The sequence below is a fragment of the Bradyrhizobium sp. Mp27 genome (genome assembly GCF_029953005.1).
Classification (GTDB): domain Bacteria; phylum Pseudomonadota; class Alphaproteobacteria; order Rhizobiales; family Xanthobacteraceae; genus Bradyrhizobium; species Bradyrhizobium barranii.
In genome coordinates this window covers 1-21541 of the sequence record NZ_JASAUS010000111.1, presented here as the reverse complement: position 1 = coordinate 21541, position 21541 = coordinate 1, and the positions used below count along the sequence as shown (strand labels likewise).

Sequence of the window (21541 nt, the reverse complement as noted above, 5' to 3'; positions counted from 1 at the left end):
GCGGGACCGCCACAGGACCAAAGGAAACGCGAGGGCAGACCATGAAGGCACGACCGACCGGCGTGATCCCGCCGATGACGACGCCGTTCCGGAAGGACGGCGAGATCGACCTTGGGCTCGTGGCGCCCCAGGTCGACTGGATGATCGGCGCCGGCGCGCATGGCGTCGCGGCCGGCGGCTCGACCGGCGAGGGCCACACGCTCGATCACGAGGAATATCGCGACCTGATGGCCGCGACGGTCGAGGCGGTGAAGGGGCGCATTCCAGTGATCGCCGGCATCATCGTGGACTCCACGCGCGATGCGATCCGTCGCGGCAAGCTCGTGCGCGACATGAATGTCGCAGCACTCCAGGTCACGCCGGTGCATTATCTGTTCAAGCCCGACGACGAGGCGATGGTTGCGCACTTCCGCGCCATGGCTGACGAGACCGGCATGCCCATCATCATCTACAACGTGGTGCCGTGGTCCTATCTGTCGCCGGCGCTGCTGGTGCGGATCATGACCGAGGTGCCGCTGGTGGTCGGCGTCAAGCAGAGCGCGGGCGATCTCAAGCTGTTCGCGGATCTCATGATGATGGCGCCGGACAAGCTGATCTACAGCGCGGTCGATGCCCTCATGTATCCGTCCTATACGCTCGGGGCCCATGGCTCGATCGCCGCGATCCTGACCGCGGCGCCGCATGCCTCCGTCGCGCTGTGGGATGCGGTGAAGGCGGGCGACCATCCGCGCGCGCTCGACCTGCACAAGAAGCTGTTGACGCTGTGGAACGCCGTTATCGCCGACAATCTGCCGGCCTGCACGCGGTACGCCCAGACGCTCCAGGGTTTGCCCAGGACCTATCCGCGCGCACCGATGCCGGAGGCCTCGCCGGCGCAGCAGGCCGCCACCCGCAAGGCGCTGGAGGCACTCGGCGCGTTGAACGGGGTGCGTGTCGAAGCGGCCGAATAGTCCGCCGGCCGAAATTATCGATGTCGAATGGCAGCGCCGATCCGCTTTTACCTGCGGATGCGGCGCTGCTACATTTTGCGCGCGCCGCGATGCGCGGCGCCAGCTGTGAAGAAACATACCGACAAGGGGAGGGACCGAAGTCCCATGAAGGATTTTGCAGGAAAGATCGCCGTCATCACCGGCGGCGGCACGGGGATGGGACGCGAGCTCGCACGGCAGCTTGTCGCGGAGGGCTGCAATGTCGCGATGTGCGACGTCTCGGAAGCCGCGATGGCCGAGACGAAACGGCTCTGCGAGGTCGAGAAGCTGCCGCAGGGCTTGCGGGTCACGACCCATGTAGCCGACGTCTCGATCGAGGACCATCTCAAGCGGTTTCGCGATGAGCTCGCCGAGCAGCAGAAGACCGATCGGATCCATCTCCTGTTCAACAACGCCGGCATCGGTGGCGGCGGCAGCCTGTTCACCAACACGCGCGAGCAGTGGGAGCGCACCTTCAACATCTGCTGGGGCGGCGTCTATCTCGGCGTGCGCACCTTCCTGCCGATGCTGGTGGCGGCGGACGAGGCCCACATCGTCAACACCGCCAGCGTCAACGGCTTCTGGGCCTCGATCGGCATGGGGCAGGCGCACACCGCCTACAGCTCGGCCAAGTTCGCGGTGAAAGGATTTACCGAAGCGCTGATCAACGACCTTCGCCTGCACGCGCCGCATGTCAAATGCTCGGTGGTGATGCCCGGCCATATCGGCACCTCGATCGTCTCCAATTCGCGCAAGGTGCAGAGCGCCGACGGGTCGGAGCGGCTCAATGCCGACGAGGTCGCGCTGACCCGCAAGCGCATGGTCGCGGCCGGCGTGCCGGATGCTGACAAGATGTCGGACGAGGACATCCAGGCTGCGTTCGCCGAACGCGCCCGCAGCTTCCTCGAGGACGCGCCGACGACGGCTGCGCAGGCCGCGAAGATCATCCTCGACGGGGTCAAGGCGGAGCGGTGGCGCATTCTTGTGGGCGAAGACGCAAAGCGCCTTGACGAACGCGTGCGCGCAACGCCGGAGCAGGCCTATGACCGCGCCTTCTATGAAAGCTTTACGCAGGAAGTTGGCTGGCGGCTCGGTTGAGTCGGTTTGGCTGAGACTGTCAACGAACGTTCGCGTATGCAGGTATGACGACCATCATGGCAAGAGGCGCGGACGTATTATTACGCAGGTAATTTACATGTTACGGAGGTAACTTTACGTGCCACCTCTTGCCATTTCCGACGCCTTATGACGATTTGGAATGTCACGCATGCGACATGCTCCGTCGTTCAAGCAATGTTCAAGCGATGGTGATGTGAAACGGGTCTCATTCGGCGCACGGCAGCTTGGTTGGTGAACCAAAATAGTTTAGTGCATCACGGGTAACGCCATCATAAAGCGTAGCTCCGATGATACCCGCATGCCTCTCCGACGACTGGATCCTCTGCCCGGAGAGAGAGGATATTTCCGCTGAATTCACGCGGCTCCTCACCGCGGCGCAGGAGGGTGGCGCGACCATCGCAGAATGCCTGATGATCGCGCGGCAGCTCAAGCAGGGCGGCGAGCAGTCCTGGCACCGCGAGTGGAAGCGGCTGGCGCAAGCCAACCGGCAGCGAGCCGAAGCGGCATTCGCGGAAGGCCACATGGCGACCGCCCAGCGCAACTGGCTGCGGGCGATGAATTACTACGGCGCGGCCGCGATGCCGCTGGACCAGGCCGACGAGCGCCGCTGGGTCGCGGTGCTCGCCATGCAGGAATGTGCGCGCCGCTTCCTCACTGCGCGCGGTCCGGCTGGCGAGGTCGTCACGATTCCCTGGGCCGATGACGGACACGTTTTGCAAGGCTATTTCCTGCCTGCGTCCCCGGCCGGCAAGCGGGCTCCGACCGTGATCTGCATCGGCGAGCCCGGACACCGCAAGGAAGAATTCCTGTTCAAGCTCGCGCCGCATGCGCGCGAACGCGGACTGTCGATGCTCGCGCTGGACCTGCTCGGCGACCAGCGTGACGACTATACCGACACGCTCCTGCAGCGCCGCGACCTCGAGAGCTCGATTGCCAGCGTCATGGATTACCTGGAGACACGCGGCGACGTCGATTTCGATCGCGTCGCCATCGTGGCCGACGGGTGGGGCTCTTCCTTCGTCGCGCGCGCGGTGTTGCAGGAGCCGAGGCTCGCCGCGGCCGTCTGCGACGGCGGTCTGTGGGGCCTGCACGAACGATCCTTCTTCGCCAGCCGCTTTGCGATGAGCGACCTCAGCATCGTCCCGGTGCCGTCGGCGCCGCTGATGGCCTCGAGCGTCGACTGTCCGGTGCTGATCACACTCGGCGAGGACGGCTGGCTCAAGGCCGACCGGGCGCGCCAGATCGTGCAGAAGTCGCGACTCGGCAGCTCTGACATCGTGCTGAAGGTGTTCACCGCGCAGGAGACCGGCGCGGCGCAGGCCCACGCGGACAATCCCAGCCTTGCCAACGAATACATCTTCGACTGGCTGGAATCGCAACTGGGCGCCACGGGGCGGCGGATCTGAACGCCGCCTGCTGTCCTAGAGCGCGATGAGATTGGGATGAATCGTCATCGCGCTTTAGGTTGTTGTTCGGGCATGATCTCCGCGCAAACGCGTTCCTCGTTTGTCGCGAGGGAAAACCGCTTCGCACTTTTCCGGATCATGCTTTAGTAGTCGAGGGAGATCCTGACGCAGGCCTTTTCGAGCCGGGTCTTCAGCGTCGCGAGCTTGCCGGTGAATTCGGTCAGTTCGTTCTCGTCGAATTCCTGGAAGACGAATTCGCGGATCGTTTTGTACTGCTCGTTGAGGCTTGCGATGTGCTTCTGCGTCTTCTCGACCAGGGACAGCCGCACCACGCGGGCGTCGGTCGGCGAGGGCCGCCGCCGCAGCAGGCCCTTCTTCTCCAGCAGCTTGGACTGGGTGGTGACGAAGGACGGATCGACGTGGAGCAGCTTAGAGACCACGTTGACGGGCACGCCGTCGTCCTTGTCGAGGTCGGAGATCGCCATCAGGATCAGCCATTGCGGACCGCTGATGCCCAGCGTTCTCGCCCAGAACTGACGCAACTCCTCCAGATACATGTTGATTGACGATATTTCCCAGGTGAAACGCCTGATGATATCGAGATTGCCGATGGAGCGGAGGCGCGCCCCTTCCTTCCTCGTCGCTGACACAGCGTCACTCCCGTGATCTGATTCTTTTCCGGCCGGTGTCTTGCACGGCCATAGTCCACGCAAGTCTGCCCTGACGCAAGTGCAGAGCAGGGTAATTTTGTCACTAAAACTACAAAGATGATCAGCTCAGCATATTCTCTCGCTCGCGGTGTTGCGCGCGGGGCACAGGTTTAGTGAAACAACAAAGGTGAGCTAATAAACTATTTTGATTAGTGGAACGGCGCAGGCATATTGGCCCGTGACGGTGGGGGGTACTCAATCGTCCCGTTGCAGGTGGTTCGCTCACGTCCCTCGCGTCGATGCGGGTGTGTCCAAAAGCGCGAAGCGGCCGAGCGGATTTGAAAAGACGGGGATCTGGGGGGCCTCACGGTCCGGTCTCCGTAAAATGAGCAACTTGGAGGTTTTATATGAAAGTGGTGAAGAGCCTTTTGCTCGGCACTGCGGCGGGTCTGATCGCCGTCGGTGGAGCCCAGGCGGCCGATCTTCCGGTCAAGGCCAAGGCGGTCGAGTACGTCAAGATCTGCACGCTCTACGGCGCGGGCTTCTACTACATCCCGGGCAGCGACACCTGCATCAAGCTCGGCGGCTATCTGCGTGCTGAAGTCGCGCTCAATGCCGGCGGCAATTACAACGGCGCGTACAACAGCATCTCCGGTGCGAACAACCGCCTGACGAACTACTACACGGCTCGCGCTCGCGAGGACTTCAACATCGATACCCGCACCGCGACCGAGTACGGCGTGGTTCGTACTTACTTTGACGCCGTGTTCACCTGGACGACCGATAACTATACGGGAACCGGCTCGGCAACAGGCGCGACCGTTTACTCACAACTCGGAAGCACCGGCGTGTCTGCGCCGAACAACGCGAACGCGGGCTCGATCTCGGGCGGTACGCTCGGCGTCTACTACGCCTTCATCCAGTTCGCCGGCTTCACCATGGGTAAGGCCGTGTCGCAGTTCGACGCGCCCTGGATCAACTATCCCGGCAACAACTTCGACCAGCTGGTCGGCGGCAGCGGCACCACCAACGGCGTCGCCCAGTTCACCTACACCGCTGATTTCGGCCAGGGCGTGACGGCTGCGTTCTCGGCGCAGGATCAGACCCAGGTCTTCCAGACCAACATCTGGAACACCGCGGGCATGACCACCTCCAGCGTTCTCGGCGGCGCCTACGGCTCGAACAGTGTCGGCGGCACCCGATCGCCCGATCTCGTCGGCATGGTCCGCGTCGACCAGGCCTGGGGACTGTTCCAGGCATCGGTCGCGGCGCACGACAACCAGGTTGGCTACTACGGGGCGACCGAGGCGACGGGCCATCCGGAGAGCAAGTGGGGCTGGGCTGTTCAGCTCGCACTGCAGATCAAGAACATCCCGACCGGCGCCGGCGACGTGATCAACATCTCGGGCGTCTACACCGACGGTGCGAGCCGCTACAACTTCCAGGAGCTGGCCGCGACCAGCTACTCGATGTTCGGCAGCTCGAACGCCGCCTATCAAAGCCTCGGCTTCGCCGGCGTGTCTGATGCCGTGTTCGGTCCGGGTGGCGGCCTCGAGCTGACCAAGACCTACGGCTTCCGTGGTGCCTACACGCACAACTGGAGCCCGTACTGGAACACGGCGCTCTACGGCGCGTGGGCTGCGGTCAACTACAGCGGCACGGCCAAGTCCATGATCTGCGCCAGCGCCGCGTTCGCGACCCTGACCGGCACCTGCAACCCGGACTTCAACATCGGCCAGGTCGGTGTCATCACCCGCTGGACGCCGGTGAAGAACCTGACCTTCTCGGCTGACTTCACCTACAGCCACCTCGACCAGAAGTACTCGGGCGTGATCACCACCCCGGCGCTGACGTCGGTTGCCAAGCCTGCGGCAACCTACGAGCTGAAGGACCAGGACACCTACAGCCTGCTGCTGCGCGCCCAGCGCAACTGGTAAGCTGAAGACCGTTCGGATCTGATAGAGCCCCGGCGGGAAACCGCCGGGGCTTTTTCATGAAAGCGGCCTTCGGAAAATCCGGCAACACGTTGCAAAGGACGAAGACGAGCTATGCGATTCGATCGCCCTCAAACTTATTTACTTACCTGAGTTGATCAGCTATCTTGTTTTCAGCCGATTACGAAAGTCACGGCTCTTAGCTTCATGCTAAGCCTCCAGAAACCTCCGGTGATGCCCCGCCGGAGGTTTTTCGTTTTGAGACTTTCCTTCAGCCGCGCATCACGCGGGCGCGCGAGTTCGGCCGATAGGCGAGGCGGCTGTGGCCGACGCAGTAGGACTGGCCGTCGGGCGCGGTATTGCCGCAGAAGCAGAAGTCGTCTGCACCCGGCGTCGAGATCGGCCAGCGGCAGCGGTTCTCTGAGAGCTCCAGCAGCGAGCAGCGGTTGGCATCGTCGATTGGACCCGCGACCACAGGCGTGTCGGTGTCGCCGTAGATCGTGGCGAGCATCTCATATTGCAGCCGCGGTACGGCTCTCGTCCCGCGCCGCGGCGCGAGGCTCCGCTCGAGCTTGCGCTCGTCGCTCGTCCTGCCGCGCGTGAGATTGAGCCGGGACAGCTTGCCGATCACCGCGTTGCGGCTGACGCCGATGTCGGCAGCGATCTCGCTGCAGGTGAGGCCGGCCTCGAAGTGCTGCTTCAGGAGCTCAATTCGTTCGTTGGTCCAAGTCGGTGAAGAAGCAGTCGGTGAAGAAGTTGGTGAGAGAACAGGCATTGTAACGGTCCCAGGTTGCAGATGTCGGCCATCCGCCTCTCGAGATCCGTCCGCCTCACGTCCGGCGCGTGCTCAGGTTCTGCCGTTGTCGCGAATCGACAAAAGGCCGTCCTTGATGGCGAGACGGATGCCTTCCTCGATCAGTGTGCGTGCGACGCCGGGAACGCTGGTGCCGTGGGTGCCCTGTCTCACCAGTTTTTCCAGATAGGTGATGGTCGAGAGCGCCAAGGTTACGGGAATGCGGTCAGTCTCGGCTTTTTCGGTGGCCATGGCCCGAACGCTAGCCTCTTACTCGGGTACATAAAAGTAACGATTAAGACTCTATTTAGGTTAGGGGGTGGGAGTCAAATCCGAGCGAGGCCGGTGTTTCAGCTCATTGGAATCACTGGGGAAATCAGGCGCAGCTCCGCGCGCCGCGCGGGATGCCGAGCGGCGGCGGAGTGGAGACGGGGCCGGGCAGGCGGGGGCGGCTAGCCGTGCACGATCGCCTTTTCGATCATGCAATGGATGCCTTTGCAGCCGTTGACGGTCTGCGTCACCCGCAGGTCGGCGGCCAGGCTGCACAGGGTGTAGGCGTCCTCGCGCGACAGGTTTCGCGTCTCGCCGAGCAGCGCGATCATGTCGCGCAGCGCGCGCACCACGCACTGGTCGAGGTCGGGGTCCATGGCCATGGTCATGTAATGCGTCGCCGTCTCGGCGCGCGGATAGTCGAACCTGAGGTCTTTGCGCAGCGAAAGGCGGAAGCGGCCCTGGAGTGCGGTCTCGATCGCGGTGACGCAGACCTCGCCGTCGCCCTGCACGCCATGGCCATCGCCGCAGGAGAACATCGCGCCGGGGACGAACACCGGCAAATAGAGAGTCGCACCGGCGCCGAGCTCTTTGTTGTCGAGATTGCCGCCCATCGCGCGCGGCACGAGTGAGGAGATGCGGCCCCAGGCCGGCGGCGGCGAGACGCCCATCACGCCGAAGAACGGCTTGAGCGGCAGATCGAGGCCCCAGGGCATGCGGCCGACCATCCGCGACCGGTCGAGCGGGATGTTAAGGATGCGCGTTTCGTGGAAATCGTCGGGCAGGGTGCCGGACAGCGGCTTGATCATGTTCCAGCCCCAATCCTGCCGGAGCTGGACGTCGAGGATCTCGACCGCCAGCACGTCGCCGGGCTCGGCGCCCTCGACTGCGATCGGGCCGGTGAGGATGTGGCCGGGCAGCATGCGCTCGTTCTTGGCGTGAACCTCGAACATCTCCGGCGGAATGTGAAATTTGTTGCGGTCGGGCAGCATGTCGGGCCCGCCGCTGATGGTGTCGACCGTCACCTCATCGCCGCTTTTGACGGTGAGGACGGGCTTGAGCGCGGCTTCGAAGAAGCCCCAATGGCAGGTCTCGGGGCTTGAATGCAGGTGGTGATGGGTCATCGGCCGCGTCCAATCGGTTTCATCAGAACTCGTCATGAGAACCTGTTATGCCCGGGCTTGACCGGGCGATCGATCCTCTTTCAAGAAGATTTCTGAAGATGGACGGGCCGGTCAAGCCCGACACGATCATTCCAGCGAGGCTCCCCTGTATTTCGTTCTTTCCAAGACCCTCGGCACCGCTCTGCTGCCGATCAATCTCCTGATCGAGCTCGGAATCCTGTCGCTGCTGCTGATGGCGACGCGGTTTGCTGCGGTCGGCCGCAAGCTCGCGGTGACGACGCTGGTGCTGCTGGCGCTGGTCGCGTTCTCGCCGATCGGCAATCTTCTGCTCTATCCGCTGGAGTCGCGTTTCCCGGCGTGGGACCCGTCGCGGGGCGCCCCCGACGGCATCATCGTGCTCGGCGGCTCGATCGACACCGATCTGTCGGCGGCGCATCGCACGCCCGTGGTTGCGCACGCGGCCGATCGCATGCTGGCGCCGGCCGAGCTCGCGCGGCGCTATCCGAACGCGCGTATCGTCTTCACCGGCGGCTCGCCGAACCTGGTCGCGACGGAGGCGAGGGAGGCCGACTACACCGCGCCGATCCTGGAAAGCCTGGGCATACCGAAGGAGCGTCTGATCCTCGAGCGCGACTCCCGCAACACCTGGGAGAACGCGATCTTCACGAAGCAGCTGGTGACGCCGAAGCCGGGCGAACGCTGGCTTCTGGTCACGTCGGCTTTCCACATGCCGCGCGCGATGGGGATTTTCCGCAAGGCCGGGTTCGATGTCGAAGCCTATCCGGTGGATTGGCGGATGGGCGGGCGCGACGCGCTCTTCGCCTTCACCCGCAATGGGGCCGATGGTCTCGGCAAGACCGACGTCGCGGTGCGCGAATGGATCGGCCTTTTGGCGTATCGCATCACGGGGCGGACCGGCGAGTTGCTTCCGGGGCCGGGCAAGGACTAAAACGAGAGCCGCAAAACAAGAACAGAGTACCGGCGCGCGATCGTCGGTCGGGAGGACGCCATGCAGCAGCAGAGCGCAGACAGGATCGATCTTGCCGGCCTCGTCGCCGACCTCAACAGCCTGCTGCGGCTGAAGACGACGGTGATCGGCATGAAGCTGTTCGCGCGCGCCGCCGACATGGAGGCGATCCCGAAAATCCGGCGGCCGAACGCGGTCCACACCACCGACCAGATCGTCAGCATGGCTGCACGTCTGGGCTGGACGGTCGGCATCACCGCCGACGATCTTGTCGGTGCGCAGTGTCGCGCTGTGATCGGGCTTGCGCCGCAGGATGAAAAATGGCTCGCCGGCGAAAACTATGTCGGGGTCTGGCACGGCACCGCCGAGGACGCGCGCAAGCGCCAGGAGGCGCTGGACGTGGTTCCATTCGGGCAGTATCAGGCGCTTGCGGTCAGTCCGCTCGCGAGCGGACGGCTCGATCCGCCCGACATCTGCCTGGTCTACGCAACGCCGGGGCAGATGATCATCCTGATCAACGGGCTGCAATATACCGGCTACAAGAAGTTCGAATGGGGCGTCGTCGGTGAGACCGCCTGCGCGGATTCCTGGGGGCGGGCGCTGAAAACCGGCGAGCCCAGCCTGTCCTTGCCATGCTATGCCGAACGGCGCTATGGCGGCGTGCCGGACGAGGAGATGCTGATGGCCTTGAAGCCCTCGCATCTCGCCAAGGCAATCGAGGGCATGAAGGCGCTGGCCAAGAACGGCCTGCGCTATCCGATTCCGCCCTATGGGATTCAAAGCGACGTCCGCGCCGGCATGGGCGTGAGTTACGCGAAGAAGTAAGGGGCGACCATGAGCTCAGCGAAATTCGACATCGTCGTCTACGGTGCGACCGGTTTCACCGGCCAGCTCGTCGCCGAATATCTGACTCAGCATTACAAGGGCGATCACACGCTCAAATGGGCGATGGCAGGCCGTAGCCTCGGCAAGCTCAAGTCGGTACGCGATGCGATCGGCGCGCCCGGGAATACGCCGCTGATTGTCGCGGATGCGGCGGACGCGACCTCGCTGAAGGCGATGGCTGAGCAGACGATGTCGGTGATCACCACCGTCGGCCCGTATCAGCTCTATGGCGAGGAACTGCTCGCGGCCTGCGTCGCCACCGGCACCGATTATTTCGATCTCTGCGGCGAACCGATCTGGATGCGGCAGATGATCGATAAGTACGAGGCGGCCGCCAAAGAGAGCGGCGCGCGTATCGTGTTCTCATGCGGTTTCGATTCCGTGCCGTTCGAGCTCGGTGCGTTCTTCGTGCAGGAAGAGGCCAAGCGCGTGTTAGGCGCTCCGGCCGCGCGTGTGAAAGGCCGCGTGCGCGACATGCGCGGCACGCTCTCGGGTGGCACCGCGGCGAGCGCCAAGGCGACCTTCGATGCGGTCGCAAAGGACATCAGCCTGATCGTGATCCTGAACGATCCGTTCGCGTTGACGCCGGGCTTCACCGGCCCGAAGCAGCCGAAAGGCAACAGGTCGCTGCTCGAGGAGGACCTGCAGTCCTGGGCCGCGCCGTTCATGATGGCACTGATCAACACGCGCAACGTCCATCGCTCCAACATGCTGATGGGCTTTCCCTACGGCCAGGACTTCGTCTACGACGAGATGGTTCTGACGGGGCCCGGCGAGAAGGGCGAAGCCAACGCGCAGCGCGTGGTGGCCGCCAACGCCGAGAAGACCGGTCCGAACGCACCGAAGCCGGGCGAGGGGCCGTCGAAGGAAGAACGGGAGAACGGCCGCTTCGACCTGCTCTATGTCGCGATCGCGCCCGACGGCCGCATGGTTCGCGCCGGCGTCACCGGCGACCGCGATCCCGGCTACGGCTCGACCTCGAAGATGATTTCCGAATGCGCGATGTGCATGTTGCGCGATGTGACAGACGTCCCGGCCGGATTCTGGACGCCGGGCGCGGCTATGCAGCACAAGCTGATCAAGCGCCTGCGGGACAATGCTGGGCTGACGTTCGGAGTGGAAGCGTAAGGCCCACGGTCCCAGGGAAGCGTGATCCGTGTCCGCGAAGTTCGACATCGTCGTCTACGGCGCAACGGGATACACCGGCCAGCTCGTCGCCGAATATCTCGCTGCAAGCTACGCCGGTGAAGGCGCGCCGACATGGGCGATGGCCGGGCGCAGCAGGGACAAGCTCGCCTCCGTTCGCGATGCGATCGGCGCACCCGCTGACACGCCGCTGATCGTGGCGGACGCAGCCGATCCGGCGTCGTTGCGCGCCATGGTCGATCAGGCGAAGCTGGTGGTCACAACGGTCGGTCCCTACCAGCTCTACGGCTCCGATCTGCTCGCCGCCTGCGTCGCTGATGGCACCGACTACATGGATCTCTGCGGCGAGCCGATCTGGCTGAAGCAGATGATCGACAGGCATGACGCGGTGGCGAAGGCGAGCGGCGCGCGCATCATGTTCTCCTGCGGCTTCGATTCCATCCCGTTCGAGCTCGGTGCGTTCTTCGTGCAGGAGGAAGCCCGTCGCGTGTTCGGAGCGCCGGTGCCGCGCGTCAAGGGGCGCGTCCGCGACCTCAGCTGGAAGTTCTCCGGCGGCACCTCGGCGAGCGCGAGGGTCACCTTCGAAGCAGTCGCGCAGGATCTCAGCCTGGTGTCGATCCTCAAGGACCCCTTCGCATTCACGCCGGGGTTCGAAGGGCCGAAACAGCCGCGCGGCAACAAGCCCGTTTTCGAGGAAGACCTGCAATCCTGGTCCGCCCCGTTTGCTATGGCGACGCTGAACACGCGCAACGTCCATCGCTCCAACATGCTGATGGGATTCCCGTATGGCCGGGATTTCGTCTACGACGAGATGGTGCTGACGGGGAGGGGGGACGAAGGGCAGGCCAACGCAAAGCTCGTCATGGCCGCCAATAGCGAAAAGACCGGCCCCAAAGCGCTCAAGCCCGGCGAGGGGCCGTCGAAGGAAGAGCGCGATAACGGTCATTACGACGTGCTCTATGTCGCGATCGCGTCCGACGGCCGTCAGGTTCGCGCGGCGGTGAAGGGCGATCTCGATCCCGGCTATGCCTCAACGGCGAAGATGGTTTCCGAATGCGCGATCTGCCTGTTGCGCGACACGCCTGATGTCCCGGCCGGTCTCTGGACGCCGGGCGCAGCGATGCAGCACAAGCTGATCAAGCGGCTGCGGGAGAATGCAGGGCTGAGGTTCGAGGTAGAGGGGTAGGCGCTTTTGCGTGCCTAAATGACGGATTCGTCGCTCGGCTTGACCGGGCGACCCAGATTCCAGAGACAGTGTTGTTGAATCGAGAGGCCGCGGCGTACTGGATCGCCCGGCGGGCGATGACAGTGAGATTGCCGCTACGCCGACCGCGCATCGTACGCGTACATGAACTCCATGCTCTTCGAGCCCAGCGGCAACAGCCATTTCATCATCTGATTGCGGACCCATGCGCCGGTGGCGCTGAACTCGCGCTTGCTGTTGCCATTGCGACGGGCCATCGCGACGATCTTCTCGGTGCGCGGCCGCCGTTCGGCCTCGAAGGCCTGGAAGGTGGCGCCGAGCTCCTGGCCCTCCTGCATCAGCCGCGCGAGCCGCATCGCATCCTCGAGCGCGAGCGAAGCGCCCTGGCCGGCGTGGGGGCTGGTCGCATGCGCGGCATCGCCGATCAGCAGCGAGCGCTTGCGCGACCAGGTCGGCAAGGTCGCGACGTCGAGCGTGTCGGTGACCACGATGTTCTCGGCCGCGTCGATGATGTCGGGGATCGGATCGTGCCAGCCGTGATGGAAGCCGCGCAGATGCTGCTTCAGCGTCACGTGGTCGAGCGCGCGGAACATCGCCGCGTCCATGCCGTGCGCGGGCTGCGTGCTCCACCACATCACGCCGTCGTTCGGATCCGGGCTGCAATAGCCATAGCCGAAGAAGCCGCTCTTGCCGAACGTGGTCTCGACGTGCCGGCCGATCGGCCTGCCATCGAGGACGGCGTGCGGCACGAAGCCGCCGAACCCGATCAGCCCGGTGTCGAACGGTTGCGGACCGTCCGGCACGACCTGGCGGCGCACGACCGAGTGCACGCCGTCGGCACCGATCAGGAAGTCGCCTTCGGCCGTGGTGCCGTCGGAGAAGTAGGCGATGATCGGCTGGTCGCCGCGGTCCTCGATCTTGATCAGACGCTTCTCGAAATAGAGCGAGACGCAGGCGCACCAGGCCTTGTCGATCAGGATTTCGTTCAGCGTGGCGCGGCAGACATTGACGGCCGGCTGGCCGAAGCGCCGCGCCATGTCGCGGTTGATCGAGCCGAGCCGTTCGCCGCTCTGCGAATAGAAGTCGAAGGATTCCGCGATCGAGCCACGGCTGATCAGCTCGTTCGCGAGCCCGATCTCGTCCATGACATGCATGCCGTTCGGTGCGATCTGGAGGCCGCCGCCGATGCCTTTCGAATAGGGCCAGGCCTCGTAGATCGCGGATTCGATGCCGGCGCGGCGCAACAGGATTGCGGCGACAGGGCCGGCGATGCCGGCGCCGATGATCAGGGCCTTGCGGGGACGGTTGGACATGGCTTGCTCCCGACGTTTCCGTGGTGCTAGGAGAAATTACGGTTGCTAAATCTCTTAGTAGCTAAGATATATATCGACTAAGATATGAGGTCGGCCTTGTCAAGGACGAAGGTGCGCGCGGCGCTGTTGCAGGAGCTCGAGGAGGCGATGCGGCGGTCGTCCGCGCAGGGCGTGCTCTATGGCCAAACGGTTGCGAACGTTGCCGGAATTGCCAATTCCGACCTCGAATGCATGGACATCCTCTATCTGGAGGGCCGCGTTACCGCGGGCCGGCTCGCCGAGGTCACGGGGCTGACGACGGGCGCCATCACCGGCGTGGTGGACCGACTCGAGAAGGCCGGGCTGGTGCGCCGCGAGCGGGACGAGAAAGACCGCCGCAAGGTCTTCATCTCCGTCGTGCCCGAGACGGCGATGAAGATCGGCCAACTCTACGTGCCGATGCAGCAGGCGATGGAGAAGGTGTTCAGCGCCTATTCCGACGAGGAGCTGCGCCTGCTGCTGCGCTTCGCGACCGAGGGCTACAAGGGTGTGCTCGCGGCAACCGAGGCGCTGAAGGGACTTCTCGACACGCCGCCGGAAAAGCGGCCGGATCTCAAACTGAAGAAGCTTCGTCGCTAGAGCGTTTTCGAGCGAAGTGGATACCGGTTCGCGTCAAGAAAACGCGTCAAAACAGAAAGCCAGACATTACCGTTCCGATTCCATCGGAACGGTAATGTCCTGGATCTTGTAAGCCTGCGCAGCCGCGATCATGCCCCACATCGCGCCCAGCATCATCCAGAAATGCCGCCAGTGGTCGGTGTCGATCACGAAGCTCTCGCCGACGGTGCCGACGAAGGCGGAGAAGATCGCGAGATAAGCGCGCTGCCAGGGCACACGGACGAAGATGTGCCTGATACCCATGATGACCGTGGTGAAGACCAGCGCGGGATAGCACACGCCGGAAAGCCAGCCGCCGGACATGAAGGCGTTGAGGTAGGAGTTGTGGGTGTCCTCGGGGAAGTAGCGGTGGAATTGCAGGGGGCCGATGCCGAACGGCAGGTCGAGCGCCATCTCCGCGCCGAGGATATGCCGGCCGAACCGGCCGAAGCGGCCTTCGTCATAGCTCTGATCGAAGCTCGCGCGCTGCTTGAACATCTCGGCAGTGGAATCGAATGACAGCAGCACCGCAATCAGCGCGAGGCCCAGCACCGCGGCGACGATCGCCATGACGACGATGCGCGAGCGCTGCGCGTTGGTGCGGCTGGTCAGCACCATCAGCGCCAGCATGAAGGCGGAGGTCAGCACCAGTCCGCCCCAGGCGGCGCGGGAGAAAGCGAGCAGGATCGCCAGCGACATGATGCCGAAAGCGATGACGTTGCGGAACGCCTTGGCAAACTTGTCGGAGACCACGCTCTGGAGCGCGAACAGCGCCGGAAGGATCAGGAAGGCGCCGAGCACGTTCGGATCCTTGAACGTGCCGCGCGCGCGCCCGTAGAGTGTGAGGAGATCGTCTCCGCCGGGGACCAGATGGAAGTAGCCGGCGACTGCAGACAGCGAGGCGACCATCGCGCCGACCACGAGGCCGCGGCGGAGCATGTCGAGCCGGGCCGCGGTGTCTTCTGAGGTGACCATCGCGAAGAACACGACGGTGACCGCCATGTACCATGAGGTCGCAATCCAGCTCGCCACCTCGGACTGTTCGAATAGCGGGACCGCGCTGATCGTGTAGCCGACATTGAGCAGGACCAGCATCAGGATCAGCGGCATCAGCACGAGCCGCAGGCGCAGGCCGGTCGCGAAGAAGGTGACGGCGGCCAGCAGCGTCACGATCTCGTAGGGGCTCGGCTCGATGAAGACGATGGCGCCGGAGGCGCCGACCAGCCACACCAGCGCGCGCTGGATGGCCAGCACGCCGGGCGCAGCCGGTGCGGCTAATTTCACTCCACCGGCTGTCGCCGCATACGCCATCACATGCTCATACGCTTACGCAACTTGTACGCCACAAACACTGCGGTCATCGCCCGGCTTGACCGGGCGATCCAGTACTCCGCGGCGCCTATTGCGGAAACGGCTCACGCCGCGGAGTACTGGATGCCCCGCCTTCGCGGGGCATGACGGAAAGACTCAACTCAATACGCGTTCTCGTTCTTGGTCAGCAGCGAGACCGGCGTCTTCAGGAGAATGACGAGGTCGAACAGCACCGACCAGTTCTCGATGTAGTAGAGGTCGAATTCGACGCGCTTCTGGATCTTCTCTTCATTGTCGATCTCGCCGCGCCAGCCGTTGATCTGGGCCCAGCCGGTAATGCCGGGCTTGACGCGGTGACGAGCGAAATAGCCGTCGACGGCTTCGTCGAACAGGCGGCTCTGGAGCTTGCCCTGCACCGCATGCGGACGCGGGCCGACCAGGGACAGATTGCCCGAGAACACCACGTTGAAGAGTTGCGGCAGCTCGTCGAGGCTGGTCTTGCGGATGAAGCGGCCAACGCGGGTGACGCGCGGATCGTTCTTGGTCACCACCTTGGAGGCGGTCGGGTCGGCCTGATGGTGGTACATCGAGCGGAATTTGTAGACGTCGATACGCTCGTTGTTGAAGCCGAAGCGCTTCTGACGGAACAACGCCGGGCCGGGGCTGTCGAGCTTGACCGCCAGCGCCACCAGTCCCATCACCGGCAGGGCTGCGAGCAGCGCAAGACCGCCGACGATGCGGTCGAACAGCCACTTCATCACCAGGTCCCAGTCGGTGATCGGCGCCTCGAACACGTCGAGCGTCGGCACCTCGCCGAGATAGGAATAGGAGCGGGGACGGAAACGCAGCTTGTTGGTGTGCGCGGAGAGCCGGATGTCGACCGGCAGCACCCAGAGCTTCTTCAGCATCTCCAGGATGCGCGTCTCCGCCGAGATCGGCAGCGCGAACAGCACGAGATCGACGCGGGTGCGGCGGGCGAATTCGACGATGTCGTCGACCTTGCCGAGCTTGCGCGCGCCGGCGCAGGTGTCGAGCGCGCGACTGTCGTTGCGGTCGTCGAACACGCCGAGCACGAGGATGTCGGAATCCTCCTGGGCATTCAGCGCCTCGACCAGCTGCTCGCCGTTGCTGTCGGAGCCGACGACGATGGTGCGGCGGTCGAGCCGGCCCTGGCGTGCCCAGGCGCGCACCAGCGAGCGCAGCACCAGACGTTGGGAGATGAGCGCGGCGAGCCCGAGGAAGTAGAAGGCGGCAAGCCACAGCCGCGACATTTCGCTGCCGAACTTGGCGAAGAAGGATACGCCGATGAACAGCAGGAAGACGAACGACCAGGAGGAGATCATCCGCGTCATCTGCCGGAGCTGGCCGCGGAACAGCTGCACCTGATAGATGTCGGCGGCCTGGAAGCAGACCACGGCGGCGGCCGCGACGGCGATGATCTGCGCGGGATAAACCCAGCTGAAGGAGCCGGCGAGCGGCATGACATAGCCGACATAGAGCGCGATGCCGACGAGGCTCAGCAGCGCGAAATCGACCAGGCGGACGAATCCGGTGATCACGATCGGCGAATAGGCGCGGGCGACCTTCTGGTTGACGACGTCGAGCGCGGCGGGCGAGAGCCGGCGACGGCGCTCCACAAACGGTTGGTCAGCTGGCTTCGCCGCGGCGCCTGTCGCGGCGTCGAGCATCGAGCGTGCGTTGAGCGGTTCCACGGGCGTCCACGTCCATTCCAAAAAACCCGCGGGTCGCAGCGTTGCGCCCCGGGCGAGCATCCCCTGGCACGTCGATTATCGGACAAATCGGAAGATTCTCTAAAGCGGTCTTAAGGATGGTTAATGATTGGCAAATGCGTCGCGATAACCCGCGAGCACGCCGTCAACCATCGCCTGCTGGGAGAAATGCGCGGAGATGCGCTCGCGCAGGGCGGAGGCGCGCTGCGCGGTCGCCTGTGGATCGTCGAGTGCGGCCGCGATCGCTTCCGCCATGGCCTCGGCGTTGCTCGCCGCGAACAGCGCCGGGCTGTCATGCCCAAAGATCTCGGGGATGCCGCCGACGCGGGCCGCGATCATGGGAATGCCGGCAGCTCCAGCCTCGATCACGACATAGGGCATGGAATCGCCGCGCGAGGGCACGACCAGCAGGCGTCCCTTGGAGAAGCCGTAGCGCGCCTTGACGTGACCGATGAAGCGGATGGCGCTGGAGAGACCGAGCCTGTCGACCTGCGCTTTCAGCGCCGCCGTCTCCTCGCCATCGCCGCCGAGCGTGAGCGTGACCTTCTTGCCGCCCTCGTGCAGGCGCGCCACCGCATCGACCAGCAAATCCGCGCCCTTGATGTGCCTGAATTCGCCGACATAGGCGAGATCGGTGGCATCGTCGGCGATGCCAACAGGCTCGAATTCCTCCGGCGTCACGCCATTGAAGACACAGTGCACCACGCCCCTGGGTCTGCCGACGATGCGCTGATAGGTGTCGCGCGCAAACGCGCTCTCGAACAGGAACAGGTCCGTCGCGTCCATCAGCGTGCGCTCGAGCCGCGCGTAAAACTCGCCCTTGAAGGTATTGAGGGGATAGTGCAGCGAGCCGCCATGCGGGGTGTAGATGCGGATGGTGTCGTCGGATCGCCGCCGCATGCGGACGAAGGCGCCGGCCTTGGCTCCGTGGCCGTGCGTGACGTCGGGCTTGAGCGTGGCGATCAGGCGTCGCATCCGCAGCCACACCAGAAGATCGTCAGGCGACGGTTCGCGGCGGATCGCCAGCCGGTGCACGCCGAGCTTCAGCCGCGGCGCGAGCTCGGCCAGCGCCTTGTCCGCGCGCTCGCCGCCGGTGAGGCTGTCGGCGAGAATCCCGACGTGATGACCGCGATCGACCTGACCGTTGGCGAGATCAAGGATGTGGCGGATGATGCCGCCCACGGGAGCGCGCACGGCGTGCAGGATGCGGAGCGGCCGGTCGGGAGAGGGGGGCATGATCAGAACCAGCGCTCGACAGCGAATGCTCGAACAATTCTCGAAATATCGAGATGGATTAAGAGCCCTCGTGGTTAACAAACGATGACGGCGCCGTGCGCGCCGGTCGCGGCCGGGCGCGATTAACCCAGCAGCAACCTTAATGGAGTGTAATCGCCCCGGTTGAGGTAGAGTCGCAGCGTTGCCCTGCGGGAGTGTTCGATGCGTTTAGCGTTCTGGCGTGCCGGCAAGGACAAGGCGGTGGTCGAGCGGGCTATTTCGAAGCCCAAGGCCGAAGCGAAATCGACCGAAGCCGCGCGAAAGATTGAAGCAGAGCCTGCGCCCGTTGCTGCGAAGCAGGCACAAGCCGAATCCGGCGATATCGATCTCCATGCGCTCGGCGCGGTGCTCGCCCGCAAGCGCGGCTGGATCATCGTGCCGACGGTGCTCGCGCTCGTCGCGTCGATCGCCGCCGTCAATCTCGTCACCCCGCGTTACAAGTCGGAATCCCGCATCCTGATCGACGGCCGCGAGAACGTGTTCCTGCGGCCGAGCAGCGACCGCAGCACCGAGGAGCGGCAGTCGCTCGACCCCGAGGCGGTGACCAGCCAGGTGCAGCTCGTGCTGTCGCGCGATCTCGCGCGCGAGATCATCAAGAAGAACAAGCTCGCGGAACGCCCCGAGTTCGATCCGGTGCTGCAGGGCATTTCGCCGCTGAAGTCGCTCGCGGCGATGATCGGAATCGGTCGCGATCCGTTTTCGATGACGCCGGAAGAGCGGGTGCTGGATGCCTATTACGAGCGGCTCCAGGCCTACGCCGTCGACAAGTCGCGCGTGATCGTGGTCGAATTCCAGTCCGCCGATCCTGACCTTGCCGCGCGCGTCGCCAATTCGATCGCCGACGGCTATCTCGTGCTCCAGCAGAATGCGCGCCAGGACCAGGCCCGCAGCGCCAGCCAGTGGCTTTCGGGCGAAATCGAAAATCTGCGCAAGAAAGTCTCCGACGCCGAAGCCAAGGTCGAGGACTTCCGTTCCAAGTCGTCGCTGTTCGTCGGCACCAACAACACCACGCTCTCGAACCAGCAGATGGGCGAGGTCAATACCCAGCTCAACAACGCACGCTCGATGAAGGCGGATGCTGAATCCAGGGCGCGGCTGATCAAAGAGATGCTCCAGAGCGGCAAGCCGATCGAAGCGTCCGAGGTGGTTAATTCCGAGCTGATGCGGCGATTGTCGGAGCAGCGGGTGACGTTGCGGGCGCAGCTTGCCGAACAGTCATCGACGCTGCTCGGCAATCACCCGCGGATCAAGGAGCTGAAGGCGCAGCTTGGCGACCTCGACAACCAGATTCGCGACGAAGCGGCCAAGATCTCGCGCTCGCTCGAAAGCGATGCGCGGATCGCCAGTGGCCGGGTCGACGGCCTGACGGCCAGCCTCGATCAGCTCAAGAAGCAGGCGACCTCGACCAACGGTCAGGACGTCCAGCTCCGCGCGCTCGAGCGCGAAGCCAAGGCGCAGCGTGACCTGCTCGAGACCTATCTTGGGAAGTATCGCGAGGCCAGCACCCGCGAGAGCATCGATACCGCGCCGGCGGAAGGCCGCATCATCTCGCGCGCCATCGTCTCGAATACGCCGGCCTATCCGAAGAAGCTGCCGATCGTGCTGATTGCGACGATCGCGACGCTGCTGCTCTCGTCCGGCGTCGTCGTCACCGGCGAGCTGCTGCGCCAGACCGCGCCGCGCGCGGTGGCCGTGTTCACGCCGGCGCAAACGCAGGCGCCGGTGCGCCAAGAACCGGTAGTCCAGCCGATGGTCGAGCCGGTGGTCCAGCCGGTGGCCGAACCGATGCTCGATCCGGTTGTGGACGACCTTATGCCGCTTCAGCCCGAGATGACGGCCGACGCCGATGTCACTGAATTCGCAGAGATCGAGCATCTCGCCGACAGCCTGCGCGCTGCGGGACCGGCGGCGAAGAAGGTCACGGTGCTGGGCACCGCGGCCGGCGAAGCCATCACGCTGTCGACGCTGACGCTGGCCCGGCACCTGGCGCGCGATGCGCGCGTCGTTGTGGTCGATCTCGCCGGATCCTCGCCGACCATCGCTGCGGTGTCCGTGGATACTTCGGCTCCCGGCCTCGCCGAGCTGATGCAGGGCGAGGCCTCGTTCGCGCAAATCATCACCCGGGACAAGCTCTCGCGGCTGCATCTCGTCATGGCCGGCCGTCCCGGCTTCGACCGCAGCCTGCTGCAATCGCCGCGGGTGACGCTCGCGATCGATGCGCTGCTCCGCGCCTACGACCACGTGCTGGTGGACGCCGGCAGCGCCTCGGACGTCCCGGCCGAACTGCTGACGGCGCATGCCCGCGCCGTCGTGGTGCCCGATGCCTCGATGGCCGCCGACGCGCGCACGCTGATGTGCGAGCAACTCCGCGCTGTCGGCTTCAGCGAGGTAACGATGCTGAGCAGGCCGGTGCAGCCGTCGGACGCAGTGGACGCGCCGCGCGTGGTGGCGGCGTAATTCTCTTCCCTCTCCCCTTGTGTGGGAGAGGGTGGCTCGCCGCAAAGCGGCGAGACGGGTGAGGGGTATCTCTCCGCGAGTCCGGAATCGTAGGGTGGGCAAAGGCGCGCTTGCGCCGTGCCCACCATCGATCCAATACCGCAACAGAAGCGGTGGGCACGCTTCGCTTTGCCCACCCTACGATACTGAGTTCGAGGACAAATACCCCTCATCCGGCGCTTCGCGCCACCTTCTCCCACAAGGGGCCTGTTGCGTTATCGGCTCTTGAGGCTGAAGACGTCAGGAGCGAGTGCCCTGGTCCCGGCAATGCCTGCGAAGATCTGTAGTGGTTGCCCTCGGAGGGCGGCTCACGC

Annotated in this window: 18 protein-coding genes; 10 read left to right on the top strand and 8 right to left on the bottom strand. The window is 64.5% G+C overall.

Features of this window, described 5'->3' with window-relative positions:
* The first annotated feature begins 41 nt into the window (after positions 1-41).
* From QJT78_RS36805 to QJT78_RS36795, 3 genes are all read left to right on the top strand, one after another.
* Positions 42-950 carry a dihydrodipicolinate synthase family protein gene (locus QJT78_RS36805; RefSeq protein ID WP_028152627.1) on the top strand — a complete coding sequence of 303 codons (909 nt, stop codon included), beginning with the start codon at positions 42-44 and terminating at the stop codon, positions 948-950.
* Positions 951-1094: 144 nt separating this feature from the next.
* A complete protein-coding gene (locus QJT78_RS36800) occupies positions 1095-2066 on the top strand; it encodes an SDR family NAD(P)-dependent oxidoreductase (protein ID WP_028152626.1) in 972 nt (323 codons plus the stop codon).
* A 308-nt stretch (positions 2067-2374) separates the two neighbouring features.
* Entirely contained in the window at positions 2375-3493 is a 1119-nt protein-coding gene (locus QJT78_RS36795) for an alpha/beta hydrolase (protein ID WP_281460453.1), read from the top strand.
* Positions 3494-3636: 143 nt separating this feature from the next.
* Here QJT78_RS36795 and QJT78_RS36790 read toward each other — a convergent pair whose 3' ends face one another.
* The gene (locus QJT78_RS36790; RefSeq protein WP_028152624.1) at positions 3637-4143 is read right to left on the bottom strand and encodes a MarR family transcriptional regulator; all 507 of its coding nucleotides are present in this window, start codon (positions 4141-4143) and stop codon (positions 3637-3639) included.
* 407 nt (positions 4144-4550) lie between these two features.
* Between QJT78_RS36790 and QJT78_RS36785 the strand changes: the two genes are divergently transcribed.
* Positions 4551-6080: a porin gene (locus tag QJT78_RS36785; protein WP_028152623.1), complete on the top strand. Its 1530-nt coding sequence runs from the start codon at positions 4551-4553 to the stop codon at positions 6078-6080.
* 268 nt (positions 6081-6348) lie between these two features.
* Here QJT78_RS36785 and QJT78_RS36780 read toward each other — a convergent pair whose 3' ends face one another.
* The 3 genes from QJT78_RS36780 to QJT78_RS36770 form a co-directional block, all read right to left on the bottom strand.
* Entirely contained in the window at positions 6349-6852 is a 504-nt protein-coding gene (locus QJT78_RS36780) for a GcrA family cell cycle regulator (protein ID WP_028152622.1), read from the bottom strand.
* Positions 6853-6924: 72 nt separating this feature from the next.
* Positions 6925-7122: a hypothetical protein gene (locus tag QJT78_RS36775; protein ID WP_007603456.1), complete on the bottom strand. Its 198-nt coding sequence runs from the start codon at positions 7120-7122 to the stop codon at positions 6925-6927.
* 200 nt (positions 7123-7322) lie between these two features.
* A complete protein-coding gene (locus tag QJT78_RS36770) occupies positions 7323-8264 on the bottom strand; it encodes an acetamidase/formamidase family protein (RefSeq protein WP_028152621.1) in 942 nt (313 codons plus the stop codon).
* A 232-nt stretch (positions 8265-8496) separates the two neighbouring features.
* Here QJT78_RS36770 and QJT78_RS36765 point away from each other — a divergent pair, with 232 nt between their 5' ends.
* Genes QJT78_RS36765 through QJT78_RS36750 form a run of 4 tightly spaced genes read left to right on the top strand, consistent with a single transcriptional unit; the run spans position 8497 to position 12448 of the window.
* Positions 8497-9213: a YdcF family protein gene (locus QJT78_RS36765; RefSeq protein ID WP_240537715.1), complete on the top strand. Its 717-nt coding sequence runs from the start codon at positions 8497-8499 to the stop codon at positions 9211-9213.
* A 60-nt stretch (positions 9214-9273) separates the two neighbouring features.
* Entirely contained in the window at positions 9274-10056 is a 783-nt protein-coding gene (locus tag QJT78_RS36760; protein WP_028152619.1) for a DUF169 domain-containing protein, read from the top strand.
* A 9-nt stretch (positions 10057-10065) separates the two neighbouring features.
* The gene (locus QJT78_RS36755; RefSeq protein WP_281460452.1) at positions 10066-11244 is read left to right on the top strand and encodes a saccharopine dehydrogenase NADP-binding domain-containing protein; all 1179 of its coding nucleotides are present in this window, start codon (positions 10066-10068) and stop codon (positions 11242-11244) included.
* A gap of 28 nt (positions 11245-11272) precedes the next feature.
* Positions 11273-12448, top strand: a complete 1176-nt coding sequence (locus tag QJT78_RS36750) for a saccharopine dehydrogenase NADP-binding domain-containing protein (protein ID WP_028152617.1) — start codon at positions 11273-11275, stop codon at positions 12446-12448.
* A gap of 134 nt (positions 12449-12582) precedes the next feature.
* On the opposite strand, the gene QJT78_RS36745 is transcribed toward QJT78_RS36750, so the two are convergent.
* Positions 12583-13779 carry an FAD-dependent monooxygenase gene (locus QJT78_RS36745; protein WP_038944652.1) on the bottom strand — a complete coding sequence of 399 codons (1197 nt, stop codon included), beginning with the start codon at positions 13777-13779 and terminating at the stop codon, positions 12583-12585.
* A 147-nt stretch (positions 13780-13926) separates the two neighbouring features.
* On the opposite strand from QJT78_RS36745, the gene QJT78_RS36740 reads away from it, so the two are divergent.
* Positions 13927-14397: a MarR family transcriptional regulator gene (locus QJT78_RS36740; RefSeq protein WP_049807898.1), complete on the top strand. Its 471-nt coding sequence runs from the start codon at positions 13927-13929 to the stop codon at positions 14395-14397.
* Positions 14398-14463: 66 nt separating this feature from the next.
* Here QJT78_RS36740 and QJT78_RS36735 read toward each other — a convergent pair whose 3' ends face one another.
* The 3 genes from QJT78_RS36735 to QJT78_RS36725 all read right to left on the bottom strand — a co-directional run bounded on the left by QJT78_RS36735 (position 14464) and on the right by QJT78_RS36725 (position 18692).
* The gene (locus QJT78_RS36735) at positions 14464-15726 is read right to left on the bottom strand and encodes an O-antigen ligase family protein (RefSeq protein ID WP_028152615.1); all 1263 of its coding nucleotides are present in this window, start codon (positions 15724-15726) and stop codon (positions 14464-14466) included.
* 161 nt (positions 15727-15887) lie between these two features.
* Complete coding sequence (locus QJT78_RS36730; RefSeq protein WP_028152614.1) at positions 15888-17438, bottom strand: undecaprenyl-phosphate glucose phosphotransferase; 1551 nt, start codon at positions 17436-17438, stop codon at positions 15888-15890.
* Positions 17439-17558: 120 nt separating this feature from the next.
* Entirely contained in the window at positions 17559-18692 is a 1134-nt protein-coding gene (locus tag QJT78_RS36725) for a glycosyltransferase family 4 protein (protein ID WP_028152613.1), read from the bottom strand.
* A gap of 201 nt (positions 18693-18893) precedes the next feature.
* On the opposite strand from QJT78_RS36725, the gene QJT78_RS36720 reads away from it, so the two are divergent.
* Positions 18894-21188, top strand: coding sequence for an exopolysaccharide transport family protein (locus QJT78_RS36720; RefSeq protein ID WP_028152612.1), 2295 nt, complete (start codon positions 18894-18896; stop codon positions 21186-21188).
* The last annotated feature ends 353 nt before the right edge of the window (positions 21189-21541 follow it).

Excerpts from the sequence above, each read along its gene's own strand:
- QJT78_RS36770 (WP_028152621.1), bottom strand. The coding sequence starts at position 8,264 with ATGACCCATCACCACCTGCATTCAAGCCCCGAGACCTGCCATTGGGGC.
- QJT78_RS36765 (WP_240537715.1), top strand. The coding sequence starts at position 8,497 with ATGGCGACGCGGTTTGCTGCGGTCGGCCGCAAGCTCGCGGTGACGACG.
- QJT78_RS36800 (WP_028152626.1), top strand. The coding sequence starts at position 1,095 with ATGAAGGATTTTGCAGGAAAGATCGCCGTCATCACCGGCGGCGGCACG.
- QJT78_RS36735 (WP_028152615.1), bottom strand. The coding sequence starts at position 15,726 with ATGGCGTATGCGGCGACAGCCGGTGGAGTGAAATTAGCCGCACCGGCT.
- QJT78_RS36785 (WP_028152623.1), top strand. The coding sequence starts at position 4,551 with ATGAAAGTGGTGAAGAGCCTTTTGCTCGGCACTGCGGCGGGTCTGATC.
- QJT78_RS36795 (WP_281460453.1), top strand. The coding sequence starts at position 2,375 with ATGATACCCGCATGCCTCTCCGACGACTGGATCCTCTGCCCGGAGAGA.
- QJT78_RS36745 (WP_038944652.1), bottom strand. The coding sequence starts at position 13,779 with ATGTCCAACCGTCCCCGCAAGGCCCTGATCATCGGCGCCGGCATCGCC.
- QJT78_RS36805 (WP_028152627.1), top strand. The coding sequence starts at position 42 with ATGAAGGCACGACCGACCGGCGTGATCCCGCCGATGACGACGCCGTTC.
- QJT78_RS36775 (WP_007603456.1), bottom strand. The coding sequence starts at position 7,122 with ATGGCCACCGAAAAAGCCGAGACTGACCGCATTCCCGTAACCTTGGCG.
- QJT78_RS36760 (WP_028152619.1), top strand. The coding sequence starts at position 9,274 with ATGCAGCAGCAGAGCGCAGACAGGATCGATCTTGCCGGCCTCGTCGCC.
- QJT78_RS36720 (WP_028152612.1), top strand. The coding sequence starts at position 18,894 with ATGCGTTTAGCGTTCTGGCGTGCCGGCAAGGACAAGGCGGTGGTCGAG.
- QJT78_RS36740 (WP_049807898.1), top strand. The coding sequence starts at position 13,927 with ATGCGGCGGTCGTCCGCGCAGGGCGTGCTCTATGGCCAAACGGTTGCG.
- QJT78_RS36725 (WP_028152613.1), bottom strand. The coding sequence starts at position 18,692 with ATGCCCCCCTCTCCCGACCGGCCGCTCCGCATCCTGCACGCCGTGCGC.
- QJT78_RS36755 (WP_281460452.1), top strand. The coding sequence starts at position 10,066 with ATGAGCTCAGCGAAATTCGACATCGTCGTCTACGGTGCGACCGGTTTC.
- QJT78_RS36780 (WP_028152622.1), bottom strand. The coding sequence starts at position 6,852 with ATGCCTGTTCTCTCACCAACTTCTTCACCGACTGCTTCTTCACCGACT.